Source organism: Vibrio sinensis, from assembly GCF_003605645.1.
In the GTDB taxonomy this organism is placed as follows: Bacteria; Pseudomonadota; Gammaproteobacteria; order Enterobacterales; family Vibrionaceae; genus Vibrio; species Vibrio sinensis.
Genome location: NZ_QVMU01000017.1, coordinates 15,776 through 31,490, shown reverse-complemented (window position 1 = coordinate 31,490; position 15,715 = coordinate 15,776). Strand labels below are relative to the sequence as shown.

13 protein-coding genes are annotated in these 15,715 nt (G+C 41.8%); 8 read left to right on the top strand and 5 right to left on the bottom strand.

Annotation, left to right across the window (positions count from 1 at the left end; translation table 11 throughout):
* Position 1 precedes the first annotated feature (1 nt).
* From DZ860_RS15855 to DZ860_RS15835, 5 genes are read left to right on the top strand one after another with little or no spacing between them, the layout of a single operon-like run.
* Positions 2 to 772 carry a glucosamine-6-phosphate deaminase gene (locus tag DZ860_RS15855; protein ID WP_120033187.1) on the top strand — a complete coding sequence of 257 codons (771 nt, stop codon included), beginning with the start codon at positions 2 to 4 and terminating at the stop codon, positions 770 to 772.
* Positions 769 to 1,917 carry an N-acetylglucosamine-6-phosphate deacetylase gene (locus tag DZ860_RS15850; protein WP_120033184.1) on the top strand — a complete coding sequence of 383 codons (1,149 nt, stop codon included), beginning with the start codon at positions 769 to 771 and terminating at the stop codon, positions 1,915 to 1,917. Before DZ860_RS15855 ends, DZ860_RS15850 begins: the two co-directional genes overlap by 4 nt.
* A gap of 6 nt (positions 1,918 to 1,923) precedes the next feature.
* Positions 1,924 to 2,676 carry a sugar isomerase domain-containing protein gene (locus DZ860_RS15845; RefSeq protein WP_120033181.1) on the top strand — a complete coding sequence of 251 codons (753 nt, stop codon included), beginning with the start codon at positions 1,924 to 1,926 and terminating at the stop codon, positions 2,674 to 2,676.
* A gap of 35 nt (positions 2,677 to 2,711) precedes the next feature.
* A complete protein-coding gene (gene uxuA, locus DZ860_RS15840) occupies positions 2,712 to 3,896 on the top strand; it encodes a mannonate dehydratase (protein WP_120033179.1) in 1,185 nt (394 codons plus the stop codon).
* Positions 3,897 to 3,915: 19 nt separating this feature from the next.
* A complete protein-coding gene (locus DZ860_RS15835) occupies positions 3,916 to 5,577 on the top strand; it encodes a family 20 glycosylhydrolase (RefSeq protein WP_165862917.1) in 1,662 nt (553 codons plus the stop codon).
* A gap of 77 nt (positions 5,578 to 5,654) precedes the next feature.
* On the opposite strand, the gene DZ860_RS15830 is transcribed toward DZ860_RS15835, so the two are convergent.
* Positions 5,655 to 6,611 (bottom strand): AEC family transporter, encoded by a 957-nt coding sequence (locus DZ860_RS15830; protein ID WP_120033173.1) that lies wholly within the window; start codon positions 6,609 to 6,611, stop codon positions 5,655 to 5,657.
* A 348-nt stretch (positions 6,612 to 6,959) separates the two neighbouring features.
* On the opposite strand from DZ860_RS15830, the gene DZ860_RS15825 reads away from it, so the two are divergent.
* Positions 6,960 to 7,508, top strand: a complete 549-nt coding sequence (locus DZ860_RS15825; RefSeq protein ID WP_120033170.1) for a DUF2975 domain-containing protein — start codon at positions 6,960 to 6,962, stop codon at positions 7,506 to 7,508.
* A 9-nt stretch (positions 7,509 to 7,517) separates the two neighbouring features.
* Positions 7,518 to 7,745: a helix-turn-helix domain-containing protein gene (locus DZ860_RS15820; protein ID WP_120033167.1), complete on the top strand. Its 228-nt coding sequence runs from the start codon at positions 7,518 to 7,520 to the stop codon at positions 7,743 to 7,745.
* Positions 7,746 to 7,994: 249 nt separating this feature from the next.
* On the opposite strand, the gene DZ860_RS15810 is transcribed toward DZ860_RS15820, so the two are convergent.
* The 4 genes from DZ860_RS15810 to DZ860_RS15795 all read right to left on the bottom strand — a co-directional run bounded on the left by DZ860_RS15810 (position 7,995) and on the right by DZ860_RS15795 (position 14,360).
* Positions 7,995 to 9,368, bottom strand: coding sequence for a sensor domain-containing diguanylate cyclase (locus DZ860_RS15810; RefSeq protein WP_243641870.1), 1,374 nt, complete (start codon positions 9,366 to 9,368; stop codon positions 7,995 to 7,997).
* A 1,054-nt stretch (positions 9,369 to 10,422) separates the two neighbouring features.
* Positions 10,423 to 11,463, bottom strand: a complete 1,041-nt coding sequence (rsgA, locus tag DZ860_RS15805; RefSeq protein WP_120033162.1) for a ribosome small subunit-dependent GTPase A — start codon at positions 11,461 to 11,463, stop codon at positions 10,423 to 10,425.
* Positions 11,464 to 11,800: 337 nt separating this feature from the next.
* Positions 11,801 to 12,895, bottom strand: a complete 1,095-nt coding sequence (locus DZ860_RS15800; RefSeq protein WP_120033159.1) for an aromatic ring-hydroxylating dioxygenase subunit alpha — start codon at positions 12,893 to 12,895, stop codon at positions 11,801 to 11,803.
* Positions 12,888 to 14,360, bottom strand: a complete 1,473-nt coding sequence (locus DZ860_RS15795; RefSeq protein WP_120033156.1) for a spinster family MFS transporter — start codon at positions 14,358 to 14,360, stop codon at positions 12,888 to 12,890. The genes DZ860_RS15800 and DZ860_RS15795 overlap by 8 nt, the downstream gene beginning before the upstream one ends.
* Before the next feature lie 252 nt (positions 14,361 to 14,612).
* Here DZ860_RS15795 and DZ860_RS15790 point away from each other — a divergent pair, with 252 nt between their 5' ends.
* Positions 14,613 to 15,704: an MBL fold metallo-hydrolase gene (locus DZ860_RS15790; RefSeq protein WP_165862916.1), complete on the top strand. Its 1,092-nt coding sequence runs from the start codon at positions 14,613 to 14,615 to the stop codon at positions 15,702 to 15,704.
* Positions 15,705 to 15,715: the final 11 nt, after the last annotated feature.

Below are 15,715 nucleotides of genomic sequence, written 5' to 3'. Positions count from 1 at the left end.
CATGACTTTACTTATCAACAATAAAAAAGATCAATTGAATTACCAAGTGTATGAAACACGCGATGCGATGGGCCAAGCAGCAGCTAAATACACGGAAGAGTTATTAGTTAAACTGCAAAATGAACAAGATTCGATTCGCATTATCTTTGCATCTGCACCATCACAAAACGAATTTCTGGCTTACCTGAAGCGTTCTGGCCAAATTGATTGGTCAAAAGTGACGGCATTCCACATGGATGAGTATATTGGTCTGCCGACGGGCGCACCACAAGCATTCAGCCATTTTATTAAACAATCGCTACTCGATGATGTTAAACCACACGCGGCAAACTTCATCAATATTGATGCCAAAGACAGCGCAGAAGAGTGTCAACGTTACAGTGCACTACTGCAAGAAGCGCCAATCGATCTTGTGTGTCTAGGCGTTGGTGAAAATGGTCACATTGCATTTAACGACCCATGGGTGGCAGATTTTAATGACAAAGAAGTGGTTAAAAAGGTTCAACTTGATACTCAGTGTCGTCAACAGCAAGTGAACGACGGCTGTTTTGCTGACTTTGATAGCGTTCCTGAGTTCGCGCTTACGTTAACAATCCCAACGCTTGTGAGCGCAAAACATATGGTATGTATCGTACCTGCACCAACGAAACGTCAAGCGATCACAACCATGATTAATGGTGATATCAACGAAGATCTACCGGCGTCAATTCTAAGAAATCATGCGAGCGCTGCGCTATTCCTAGATAAAGATTCAGGAGCGGATCTACTATGATTTTTGAAGGTAAAACACTTGCTGAGCTGCCTGTGAAACTGATTACAGAAGCGGGCATGATTACGGCGGTTGAGTCACTAGACACTCAAGATACTAGTAGCTTGCCATACATCGCACCGGGTCTTTTAGACTTACAAGTGAACGGTTTTGCAGGGGTGGATTTTAATACGCTACCCCTAAATAAAACCGACTTGATCCACGCTACCGAAGCAATGCTTAGTAATGGCGTAACGGGTTACTACCCAACAGTGATTACTAACAGTGATGAGAATATTTGCAAATTATTCCAAACCTTCCAGTTATTGAGAGGCAGTGACTCACGTCTTGATCAATGTCTGCTTGGTTACCACTTAGAAGGTCCGTTTATTTCACCAAATGACGGCCCTCGTGGTGCTCACAATCGTGATTATGTTCAAGCGCCAAACGTTGAGTTGATTAAGAAATGGCACCAAGAGTCACAAGATCAGCTGCGTATTCTGACCTTGTCCCCTGAGTGGGAACAGGGATTGGCAGAAACCATTGAGTACTGTGTTGCTAATAACATCAAAGTGTCTATTGGTCACTCGGCTGCTACGCCTATGCAGATCGCACACGCTGTACAATTAGGCGCGACAATGTCAACGCATCTTGGTAATGGCTGTGACTTACAGATCCACCGTCACCATAACTACATTTGGCAGCAACTGGCAGAAGACAATCTATGGACTGCGATTATCGCGGATGGTTTTCACCTTCCACCTGCAGTTATCAAAGTAATTTTGAAAGCGAAACAAGATCAAGTGATCTTAACCAGTGATACCACAGCGTTTGGGGGTATGAAGCCGGGTCGCTACCAGACTCATATCGGCGGTGATGTCATCCTGACAGAAGAAGGCAAACTACACCTCGCGAGCAACGATGAGCTTCTCGCAGGTTCTGCGAAATCTGTGTTGGATTGCATCAACTACCTAACTCGCGCGAACTTGCTGGATGTAGAAAGTGCTTGGGATAAAGCCAGTGCAGCACCTGCGCAATTTATGGATCTATCACGACGTGGTCACTTGGCTGTCGGCCAACGTGCTGATTTGGTTGAGCTTGAGAAACGTGACGGTATCTTGAGCGTGGCGAAAACGATACTAGCGGGAGAGGCAGTGTACACTGCTTAATAAACGATGAGTTTAACATCTGACTATTTACAGAGTATTACCGCGCATTTGGAGCAAATCCAAACCACGGAATACGATGCGATTTTGCAATCTGCAGCTCTGCTGAGTGAGCAAATCGCCCAAGATAAAATCATTCATGTGGCTGCCGCTGGTGGCCACTCAAATCTCGCTACACAAGAGATTTTCTTCCGCGCGGGTGGGTTGATGCATATCAACCCAATCATTGATGAAGGTACATTGTTGACCAATGGCGCACTGCGCTCAATGGCAATCGAACGTCTGCCTGATTACGGCAAAATTGTGGTAAGTAACCACAATTTGCAAGCGGGTGAAGTGCTATTGCTGATCAACGCGTATGGCATTAATGCGGCGGTTCTGGATATTGCGCTTGAAGCGAAAAAGAAAGGACTGACCGTTATTGCTGTGACGTCAGTGCAGCATGCTCAGCAGACTCCGCTTGATCACCCTGCACGCCATCCAAGCAAGCAGAATCTATTTGAAGTGGCAGATATCGTACTGGATTGCAAAGTGCAAGTTGGTGACGCAGTAGTTGAAATTGACGGGATTAGCCAAAAAGTGGCGGCAATGTCGACTTTCGCCAACTCGTTCATTCTGAATGCGCTTGTGATTGAAACAGTAAACCTACTGGCGAAACAAGGCATTGAACCACCGATTTGGAAAAGTGGTAATGCGACCGGTGGCGATGCGTGGAATCAACAGTTCATCACCCGCTTTAAAGACCGAATCCGACTACTTTAATCACCGACACAACTGTCTTATTAAGAGAGAAAATTATGGAACAAACATGGCGTTGGTATGGCCCTAACGACTCAGTATCATTGGATGATATTCGTCAGGCTGGTGCCACTGGAATTGTAAACGCTTTACACCACATACCAAATGGTCAGATTTGGTCAAAAGAAGAAATTCTTACACGTAAAGCGATGATTGAAGCAAAAGGCCTCAGTTGGTCAGTTGTGGAGAGTGTGCCTGTTCACGAAGAAATCAAAACACAAAGCGGTGATTACCAACTTTGGATTGATAACTACAAGCAAACTCTACGCAACCTTGCTCAATGTGGTATTGATACCGTTTGTTATAACTTCATGCCAGTACTGGATTGGACGCGTACTGACCTTGAATACCAAATGGCGGATGGCTCAAAAGCGTTACGCTTTGACCAAATCGCATTCGCCGCTTTTGAACTGCACATTCTTAAGCGCCCTGGTGCACAAGCAGATTACACCGGAGCAGAGCAAACAGAAGCACAAGCTTACTATAATGCAATGACTGACGCACAAATTGAGCAGCTAACCGCGAATATTATCGCAGGTCTACCTGGTGCGGAAGAAGGTTACACGCTTGAAGCGTTCCAAGCGCAATTAGATCGTTACGCAGGGATTAATAAAAACAAATTGCGTGAGCACATGGTGTATTTCTTAAATGAAATTATGACAGTGTGTGAAGAAGAAAACATCAAGATGGCCGTACATCCAGACGATCCACCGCGTCCGATTCTTGGTCTACCTCGCATTGTTTCAACCATCGAAGATATCGATTGGCTAACTGAAAACGTTCCTAGCCCGAAAAACGGCTTAACCATGTGTACTGGTTCTTACGGTGTACGTGGCGACAACGACTTAATCAGCATGATCGAGAAACACGGCGAGCGTATTTACTTCACTCATCTTCGTTCTACTCAACGCGAAGAAAATGCGAAAAGTTTCCATGAAGCGGCGCATTTAGAAGGCGATGTTGACATGTATGGCGTGGTTAAGGCTCTGCTTAAAGAAGAGCAACGCCGAGAGCAAACTGGTGATGTACGTAAGATCCCAATGCGCCCAGATCATGGTCATCAAATGCTTGACGATTTAAATAAAAAAACCAATCCGGGCTACTCTGCGATCGGTCGTCTTAAAGGATTAGCAGAAGTTCGAGGTCTCGAACTGGGATTAAAACGCGCTTTTTTCAATGACTAGTTTTGTAAGGAATACAAACATGCTTAAACGTAATAAACGGAGTCAATCTGGACTCTCTTGGTTTAAACGTAGTCGTCTTTCTATTTTAGGAACCATGTTACTTTGTGCTTCTCAAGGCTCGATAGCAAATGAGCAAGTTGAGAAGAATGCTAACGAAGAGCCGGTTGTGGCTTATCACGTTGATTTTCGTGTCCAAGTGATGCCGATTGAAGCGTTAAAAGCGATGGCAAAAGAGGTCGCTTCTTTAGGCTTCAATACGATTATCATGGAATGGGAAGCGTCTTACCCATACAAGAAGCATAGCATTATATCGAATCAATATGCTTACACACGTAAAGAAGTGAAAGAGTTTATTGAGTATAGTGATGGCTTAGGTCTTGATGTTATCCCACTTCAGCAAAACTTTGGCCATGCTGAATATATCTTAATGCATGAGCGTTATGCCTATCTACGAGCAGACGCAAGACAGCTTTCTCAAATTGATCCAACAAGACTAGATGCAGCAAGAGATCTGTTTGAAGAACTTTTCGATGATATGTTCTCAACACACAACTCTGAATACGTGCACATTGGGGGGGATGAAACGCGTCTTCTTGACTGTAAAAACTGCCAAGATGCTTGGGGTGATTTGGGCGAAGAAGCCGGTAAATCAAAGATCTACGTTGACTACATGAAGATGATTGCTGAAATCGTTACTGAGCGCGGTAAAACGCCTCTTATCTGGGCTGATATGATTCTAAAACATCCAGAAGCTATCAAAGATATGCCGAAGAATGTGATCTACATCGACTGGAACTACGGTTGGGACTTTGATCGTTTCGGCTCGGATCCTCGCGATTTAATCAAGCAGTACGATCTTCAGTTTTGGGGGGCGCCTTCGATTCGTTCGGGCCCAGATGATTACCATAGCAACTCATGGGAAAAACATCTGAACAACATGGCTGATTATATTCCTGAAGCGAAAAAGGCAGGATATACAGGTATGGTACTGACCTCATGGTCAACGTCAGGTGAATATGGTTATAACTGGTTCAGTGGTGAGGTTGAAACGGTTGAAATCTACCCAATCCGTCAGGTGTATCCGCATTCGTACCCTAACGATGCGTTCCGCATGAGTACATCAGCATTTATTACGGCGATAGAACAAGAAGAGCCAATCAAGGTGAAGGGCTTTACTCGTCAATACGCGAAAGAGCGTTTCGGTTTGACCGCGGCAGAAGCAACAAATCTTTGGAAGATTCTGAGTTCTGAAGTGATGAATAACAAAGTGGTAGTGGGCTCTGTTAAATTGTCAGGCGTTAAAGGCCTAACTGAAGAACAGCGTCAATTAGCACAAGTGACGCTAGATAAAGTGAGGGAGTTACAAGCTCAACTGAAACAGATCGTCCCTACGATCAATGAAGAAGAGTTCTCTCACTACTTACTACAGTTGGACCTACGTGAATTCTGGCTGAACTTCCGTGTGATTCAAGGCTGGGTACAGTCAGATGAATTCATGCGCAAAGATCGTAATACAGCAGTTAAAATGCTAGAAGCACTATTAAAGAAGGGCGAAGAGTTGAACGAACGTTTTGAAGACTCTTTCAGCGGTGCGCTATACGATTCAGAAATCGAAGTTCTGAACGAATACCGTAATCACAAGATTGAGATACTGCTTGATCGTCTATCGAATGAGCGTTAATTCTTAATTCGATCAACAACCGAACCATTGAGAGCCGCTTTTGCGGCTCTTTTTATATCCACTTATCGCTTTTAAGCTTATATCAAACTATAGGCTTGCAAGATTAAAACGCCAATAGTGCAAGTGATAGTGGATGCCACCGTTGTGAACGCAATGATGTTTGCTGCCAGTATCGAGTTTCCTCCCATCGAGCGAGCCATCACGTAGCTTGCTGCCGCAACGGGTGAAGCGTTCATAAAGAACAAAATGCCAAGTTCAATGCCCCTAAAACCAATCCAATAAGCGACCGATGTGATCAGTATTGGTGCTATGACTAACTTGTAGCTGCTGGCAAACCACTGCGCTGCTTTTTCTGCTTTAAGAGCGCTCAGATTCAGTGACCCTCCGGTGCACAACAAAGCCAAAGGTAGCGTCATTTTCGACAAGTAATTACCAGCTTCAGTAATAACTGTCGGTACAGGAATGGCAAGAACGTAAAAAAGAAGACCAAGTGAAATCGCAATGATCAGAGGGTTCTTGGTTAATGTTTTCCCCATCATCTTCAGTGCTTGCATACCTGATACGGAGCCCCGTGGAGAAAGGCAGATGACGGCTTGGATATTGTAGAGAAATGTCGTTGCCGCAACATACAATGCGCCTAATGCCACACCTGAACTACCAAATGCATTCGCAACGTAAGCAATACCAATAATTCCTGTGTTGGCACGAAAGCCACCCTGGATAATCACGCCTTGATCAGGAGATGATTTAAAGAACAATCTGACAGAAATAAGAGTGAACAGGAAAAATACGATGCCGGAAATGATGCCAAACCCAATGAATTGACTAGCCGCTGAAAAGTCATGCTTCGCTGTCACGATACTCACAAATAACATGGCGGGTAACGTAACTTGGAAGACGAGTTTTGAACCGACTTCAATGAAGTTATCATTGATCAAACCAATGCGTTTAAATATCACGCCTAAAACGAGCATTAGGCATATTGGACCTGTGATAGAGAGAGAGAATTGCAATTGGTTTAAGACAACGTCCATGGTTTATCCGTGAGCAGGTTGGGATATATTTGTCGTACAATTTAATCACAAATTGATGGGTGTTTAATAGCAAAATGTGGACATAAAAAGCGCTTGATGGTGCTATAAATTTATACGTTGGGGATTTCAACAAATAATGAATAATTGAGAGTCGCTTTTAGCGGCTCTTTTTTTGCGTGAAATTGGATAGTGGCGACAAAGTGGTGATGGTGAGTTTACTTAAGTACAGTATTGAATTGTTCTGGTGCTTGTTATTAAAGAATAAAAATTTATCGATAAACGATAAAAAACGATTGATAAAGTTACTAGCTATGCTATTTTGAATACTCGTTAATGAGGAGCTTAACCATGCACAAAATAAAAATTTATAGCCATAGAATTCGATTGATACTGCAATTCTTAATGATTTCATTGCCGATTATGAATCTGTATTTCTGGCTAACAATCCAAACAGAAAGTGACTTTCTGACTTCGACCGGTATTGTTCAATTAAGTTACGATATCACTTCATTTACACAAGATCCCTTGACGGTAACGACGCGATTGTTGGCTTTTTTAGTGAGTATGTTGCCATGTGGGATATTAGTTTATGCACTTGGGGTACTCGTGAAGTTGTTCAAGAGCTATGAGCAATCCCAAGTGTTTACCGTAAGTACGGCTGATTGTTTTAAAAAGATAGGTTTATCATTCTTCTATTGGGTTATTGGCGGCTTTATTTACAGCGGTTTGATTTCCGTTACACTAAGTTTTAATAACCCTCCGGGTGACCGGATATTGGTACTATCGTTTGCAGGCTTAGATGCTATATCGATACTCTGTGGTTTTATTATTCTTGTTATTGCTTGGGTGATGAAAGAAGCACAGCTAATCGCTGAAGAGCAGCAATACACCATCTAAGGAACAAACATGAACATTACCATTAATCTCGATGTAATGATGGCAAAACGTAAAATGCGTTTAAAAGAGCTTTCTCAATTAGTTGGAGTAAGTGAACAAAATTTATCCATTTTAAAAAACGGCAAAGCTAAAGCAATACGCTTTAGTACCTTAGAAAAGATTTGTGAAGTTTTAGAGTGCCAACCTGGTGATATTCTGGCTTACGAACTGAAAGAAAATCTGTCTTTAGATGATTAGTTTGTATGCCATTCCTTCACGGTCAACGAAGACTAATATTTTAGCTGCATGGCAAACTGTCGTGCAGCTAAAAAGCCAAGTGATTGCCATAAAACGATGTAATAGCGTTTACGCCACCGAAGGTAGGTGTTTTGAGGGGGCAATATATCCCCCTATAGGAAATGCTTACAAGCGATACGACATAAGATGGTTTAAACGTTATCATTTACTACTAATAAAATGACGTATGTCTTTTGGGTTTCGTATCTATTAGTCCTTTATGCAGACTCGATTTCGGCCGGTATTTTTGGCTTGATACAGGGCATCGTCAGCCTCAGTGAGAGCACTTTTTATTTCATCTGTCCCATTAAAACAAGCGATACCAATACTGACAGTTAAGCTGATATTTAAATGCTTAATGAAAAATGGAGCTTTTGCTACGAGTTCTCGAAGTTGTTCACAATATTCTTTGGCCTGATATTGGTCAATATGTGGCATTAGGACGATAAACTCTTCGCCTCCAGTCCGTGACAAAGTAAACTCCGAATTCATCTTGGCCGTGCACAGTTTTGAAAACTGAACCAACACGATATCACCGATTTCATGGCCATAAGAATCATTGATATTTTTGAAAAAATCTATATCAAAGATCGCGATAGATCCCGAGACATTCTCACTTTTTAAACTATCAAATCTACTTTCGAGTCCACGCCGATTGAGAAGTCCGGTAAGGAAGTCAGTATGCGCTTCCTTTTGTAAGTCATTACGCACTTTTTCAGAAAGGCGATACTTATTAAAGTACTTTATAGGTGCGACGATAAGAAACAAAGTCAACAAAAGAGCCATCATAATGAGCAAACGAAGCGGTACGCTAGTATCACGTGGCGAAATTGATATTTGCCAACTCGTATTGAAAATACAAATGATTCCAGAATGCGCCTGCCGTTCAATTACACCTTTTTCACTAATGATTTTATCGTAATAATTACTGTTATCAGGGTCATATCCTATGATTGAGTAATTGATTACATTCATTGTGCTCAAAAGGTTTTCGAGCGTGCTTAAGATAGACTCTAGGTAGATGACAGACGAGGAAAACCCGACAAAACACCCATCCTCGTTTGTGATACCTTTACGTAGAATAAAGGCTTGCTTACCATTTTGAACCAAGGTAACAGGTCCTATAACGGTGTTGTTTTTTCCGGAAATAGACTGATTGGCGCCAAGTTTTCGGCTTTGGTCTTGAAGAACGTTATGTCCAATCGCTAATTTATGTTCTTCATAAGGATAGGCTAAGGTAACAATCCCATCGGGTAAAAATAACAGTGAATCGACATGGTCATAGGTAGCCAATAATGCTTGGCTAAGCTTGTTGAAATCGTCTTGAGATATGGAATAATTTTCGGACAGCACGACCATTTCTTTTAATACTTCTGACGTGATCAACGCATCACTGAAGATTGATTTCATCTCCTTATTGATGCTAGCAATGACCTTATTGGATTCTTTTTCGTTGTTGATTGAGCTTAATTCAATGACAAGTAACTCAGATAATATAAATATTGAAACTACCAATGCTATTTTTATTGCTATACCCATAGTTACATTTCCATTTAAATTTCTTCCCTCATCCTTAATCTGCATCGTAAAAATCCATTTAAAAACTAATTATATCTTTTCTTATTAATGATTTTATGATGAATAAAACCCAATGGTTGAGAATTATACGCATAAATTAACAACTATCGATGATCATTACGTGTCGTTACGAATAAAAATTTTTGTCATCAAAAATGTATTTTTTATCGATCGAATTGATTGATCGAGACGAATGATTCTGTTAATCAAAAAAAATGATCGACACGAGAAAAATAAATAAACCACACTATTTTTGTTGTTTAGTTTCAATTGCTTATGCTTATTTTTTGAGCGGGTGTTTGTGTGTGGTTGTAAACTAAAGAGATTTTTATTTGTTTTGAGTGTTCTGTTGGTTTCGATATGTGAACTATATTTTTGTTATTGATTGAATTATCAACAATTAAAGCTATAGAAATATATAAACTTACGCCTCGCACTTGCTTTTTTAGTAAAGTGTAAATGTCAACATAAAAATCACCAAGATACCCCCAGTCTCATTTTTGGTACAAAATGTAATAAAGTTTTCACTGGGTTGAAATGAAGTCAATTTTAATTAGTTTACCAAGGTTGAGTTAGTGGGGAATATATCAATCCAATACTGAGTTTATTGTCAGTAAGGCCATTGTTTTATGGAACTAATGTATCTAATGGGTCCTTGCTCAATATATTTAACGGCATCAGTGTTTACCCGATTATCCATTGTAAGTTTTAAGTGGATTTTTAGCTAATGAGCTAGCAGGATAGAAATTTAAGTAGTTATTTTGTGGCGTTCTTTGTGGAGTGCTTTGTGACGTGTGTTCTTTTAAAAGCTTTCAAACGTTATTACAGTCCTTTCTCTACTTCTCTAGAAAGGGTCGTAACAATAAGCCACTACACCATAAGGTTAAACGAAGGAGAAGCTAGGTGTGAGATACGATTTGGTCGGGCTGGTAAGTAGTGAGGCTTATCCAGTCACTTTAGCTGAGTTGATAACATACGTAAAAAAATGGTACCAACAAGTATCAATAAAGCCGCAATTATAGCGGCTTTCGTTTCGATACCCATATGAAGCAGTTAAGAATTACTTAAATTTCTTCACCGAACGAGCTTGTTCTTGAACCGTATTAACCATCTTGCTAAACGCCTTATCTTTTACTCGCTTCTCTGCTAAAGATGCACTGTTATGAGCTTCTTCGCGCAGCAGCTTTTGGAAGTTTTCCAATCTTCTAGGTGAGATCTCACCCGTTTCAATTGCTTTGTTCACCGCACATCCTGGTTCATTGTGATGCTGGCAGTCTTTAAAGCGGCATTGTTCAGCAAAGGATTCTATATCTGCAAACGTGAGTTTAATTCCCTCTTTAGCATCGCTCAGTTGCAGTTCGCGCATTCCCGGCGTATCCATCAGCAAGCCGCCCTCTGGGAGCCATTTGATTGTGCGGTAAGTCGTCGTATGGCGACCTTTGCTATCTTGATCGCGTATAGCACCGGTTTCCATTTCACTATGACCCAGTAAGCTGTTAACTAGCGTTGATTTACCTACACCGGATGAGCCTAAAAATGTCACTGTCTTGCCGCGCTGGCAATAGCCTTTCAAAGCAGCAATATCGTTGCTATCTAAGCCATTGACACAATAAACGCTCAGCAGAGAATCGAGCTGCTGAACTTGGTTACGAATCGTTTCTACATCAGCGGTGCATAAATCGACTTTGGTTAAGACAATCACAGGCTCAACACGAGTTTCTTTAGCCAATGCCAAGTAACGTTCGATACGATTCAAGCTAAAATCTTCATTGAGTGAGCTAACAATAAAAACGGTATCAATATTGGAAGCAATTAACTGACGTTCTCTGCCACTTCCGGCCGCTTTCCGTTGAAATAGTGATTGTCTTTCTAGCACTCGAAGTAGACGTTGATCATTAAACAAAACCCAATCACCGACACAAACTGGATCGAGGTTAGGAGGAAGTCTAAATCGTAATACGTCATCACCCGCTAATAGGACGACTTCGGATTTATGGTGTTCGATAACTCGTCCAAGGGCGTCATTTTCTAGCTCTTCTAAAGACAATTGTTGTTGAAAAAACGGTCGTAGGCCTAAATCAGTTAATGATGGAGCGTTCATAATGTTCTCTTCCCAGTAAACTGGTGTATTAGTTGGATCGATACGTCATTAATATAGTATGAAGTGTAAAGTTATAGACAGGTCAATATTATCTTAATAATTTTAATGTTGAATGCGGGAAATGGAAGAGTGGCACTGGAAAAGCCGCATCATGCCAGTGGCATAAGTTCGGTCATAGAAGAATCGAAACATGGGTGAGTGAATCGATATTGAGCTTCAATTATTCACTAATAAAATAATTCAAGTTGGAACAAGGCCTTCATCAAGGAGATACCGAGATAAAGGCCTTTATATTAAGTCAGTAAGTATTTACTATCATTAATGTGCATTTGATAGCCTACTGCTCAGTATAAGCGATAGCACCTTTCGGAACGTAAACGCCCTCGCATTTGTCTAGGAACTCTTGCTTGCGGGCTTTAGGGTTATAGAATTGCTTGTACCAAATACGGGCTTTCATAAACGGACCATCACTTGGTAAAAATAGCCCGTTTAGACATGCTGCTTTATTGACCCATACTTCAAAATCTTGAGCAAACGCATGCTTACTTGCCGCTTGGAATTGACCTGCAGCAATCGTATCTTCCACACTTGCTTTGTCTTTACCACTTGGTGATTTGACTAATAAACCATGCCAAACATGAACAGAGCCATCTTCAATTGGCGTGTGGGTGATCATCAAAATGGAATCATAGTACCCAGTTAGGTAAGAGATAAGAACGCCAGGACCATGATAGGTCGTATCGGTATGCAGGATAGGGCTTACACCATCATCGCCTACAAGCGTTCGGTGTGGGCCACACTGTCGTTGTGTCGCCTTGTAGCCACTAAACTCATTTTCGTAACGCTCTACTGTTGAGCCGTGAATTGGGCTTAAGTGGCCATAATCACAAATGTTATCAATGATCTCTTGAGGGTGCTGGTTCAGTACGCCAAGATCGTCAAACTTCCATTGAACCCAAGACTCATCATCCCACTGAGGTAATGATGGATGATCCCATTCAGGGTCGCCATTTTCTGGATCATGCCAAACCCAAATTGCGCCCATACTTTCCGTTACTGGCCATGATTTCACACACGCTGTTTTTGGAATTGGTCCTTCATGATAAGGGATATCGTCACATTGACCGTCTGGGCCAAAGCGCCAAGCGTGATAAGGACAGCGGATACCATCACCATCAATATTGGTACCGCCACCATCGATGATCACATAAGAAGTATCATTTTCAGCCGCTAGGTGCGTTTTCATATGCGGGCAGTAAGCATCTAACAATACGACTCGACCCGTTGCACGGCCACGATAAAGAGCGAAATCACGACCGAAAAAGCGCACAGCAAGTGGTTTTGGTTGGTTAATGTCTTCGGAAGTCGCGATCATGAACCAACCTCGTGGGAATGTGAATTCGCCTAGGCGGTAGTCTTCGGTTTTAGCCATGATTTTCTCCTTGTTGATATTTTGATTCTGTTAGATTTTTTTGTGTATCTATGACATTGCTAGTTGAAGTTGTATCGTCTTCTTGCGCTAAATCATCTGTATCGTTGATTTTGTAAACGAATGAAGCGAAAAGATAAAAAAGAGCTGAAATTAAGAATAAGGAAAAGGTAACAAGTAATGCGTCGGCAAGTCCGTTGTCACCGAAATAGTCACTTAGTCCACCAGTAATCAGAGGGCCTAAGCCTGCACCAAATAAAGTTAGGAATAAGTTCAGTAATGCCGCTGCACTAGCGCGTTGGGATGAGTTCACGACTTGGCTTACCGCAGCATAAGAAAGGCTCGGCCACCAAGAGTTAAAGAAAGCAAATAGTGCGATAAATACGAAACTTGGAGATAAGCTGTAACCAAGTAGCTCCATATTCATATCAGAGGGCCACAAGATAAGACCGATACCAGCTGGGAAGCTAAGTAGAATTCCTAGCATCGGAATAATGATTTGCCAGCGAAAGTGTCTTTGAACTAAGCGATCACAAAGTACGCCACTGAACACACTACCAAGACACGCACTCACGCCGCTGGCGATACCAAATAACAACCCAGCTTGGGCCAGAGACATATCTTGAGTTCGGACTAAATAAGTTGGAGCCCAGATGACATAACCATAACCAGCCGTGCCAGCAAGTGCACAACCAAGGCCTAACCAAATGAACGATGGAACTTTAATAATCGAAGAAAGTTGTGAAAATAACGAAACATTAGGCTTAGCTTCAGGCTCGGCTTGTTTCTCTTCTGCAACACAGTTTTTCTCGTTAGTTGAGTCCTTTTCACCTGCGTTGTTATTTGCATGTGCAGTACTCTTTTGAGCAGAACTTTCACGAACTGGCTCAATACCGAAGAAATAGAGTAAAACAGCAAGAATGATACCTGGTGCGCCAAACAGCATAAACACAGAACGCCAACCATATTCTTGGGCGACCCAACCACCGACCATCATGGCCAACAATAGACCTAAGTGTGGGCCCATCATGAAAATACTAATGACGAGTGAACGGCGGTTTTTTGGGTAGAGTTCAGATAACATTGAAATAGACGGGGCCATTCCTCCGGCTTCCCCAACCGCAACGCCCATACGAGCGAGCAAAGCCATCCAGAAGCTTTGTACGGCTCCGCATAGCACAGTTGCAACACTCCATAATGCGCAACATACAGCAACCATATTACGACGGTTTACGCCTTTGTCGGCCAAGTGGCCCAAAGGTAAACTCAGCAACGAATATACCGTGGCAAAGGCCAATCCTGACAATAAGCCCATCATGGTGTCTGTCGCACCAAACTCCTGCTTAATAGGTTCAATAAGGATCGCGATAACGTTACGGTCGATATAAGAAAAAACATAAATTAGTGCGAGCAACAATAACGTAGTGTGAGTGCGCCAATTGACTGCATTTTGTGGTGACGGATCCATGCGTATCTCCTGTCAGTCGAACAACCATCGAAAAATTTCAAAGGCCGGTGTTTAAAATGTCACTCAATAGGTAAGCACCTAATTAGATTGGTGTTACGAGCTTTACACAGTTGAGTTTGTTTGTTGTACCAAGAAGATAGAGACTTTGTAGAATTAAACATCGTCCTTTTGGACGTATTGCATTTCATATCATTCTGTTTACATGGTGCTAACATTGTTTTTTTTCGAAAAATCGAAATGAAGAGGTTATTGGTGACAGTAGATAGCACAACGACCGACTTAACCAAGTCCAAAACGAACGAACTGACGTATCCAATCAAACCCGATCCAATCAATGGAGCACTGACGTTTATTGCGTCTGGCGTCTATCTGGTACGCATGCCCATGGACTTAGGTTTAGACCATATCAATATCTACTTACTTGAAGATGTGGATGGTTGGTATGTGGTCGATACTGGTTTGGCAACCCAAGAAGTAAAAACAATTTGGAATAAAATTGTTAATGAGTTGTTATTCGAGCTGCCTATTAAAGGTTTAATTTGTACTCATTTTCATTATGATCACGCCAGTTTAGCGCCTTGGATGATGCGAAAATTTAATATTCCCCTTTACATGTCTGCAGGAGAATATTTATGGATGAGAGTGCTAGCAGATTCGAAAACTGAGCGTGTATCTTCTCAACTTCAGCCGTTTTATCTTACTCATGGTGTACCGCAAGATCTCATCGATAACATCCTTTCGATGGTTGAGAGTGACCCGTTATCAAGCATTTATCCATCGACTTATAATCGTGTTCGCGAGGGGGATGTTTTTGAGATTAAGGGTAGAAAATGGCAAGTGATTATGGGGGAGGGCCATTCTCCTGAGCACATTTGCCTTTGGAGCGCAGAAGACGATTTGTTGATTTGTGGTGATCAACTGCTACCTGAAATCAGCAGTAGCGTTTTTGTTAACGAAATCGAACCCAATGCGAATCCACTCAAGGGTTGGTTGGCATCATTGGAAAAGCTGCAAGCGTTACCAAAGAATACATTAGTTCTGCCGTCTCATGGTGGCGTGTTCTTAGGGCTTCATCAACGTGCAAAAATTATCCACTCACTTCATCAGAAAAGATTAGCGCAACTGCGCGATGTGCTTGAAACTCAGGGACAATGTAACTTGTATCAACTGATGCGCGCATTATTTAAAAGAGAAATGAATAGTATGAATTCCATGCTGGCTCTCGGTGAAACGGCGGCCCATGTGAACTATTTGTTGCTTGATAAAAAATTGAAAAAACAGCACAGCAAAGACGATGGCACCATCATATATAGCCTGTCTTGCCCAAGTGAATCGAATATATAAGGAGGTTGGTC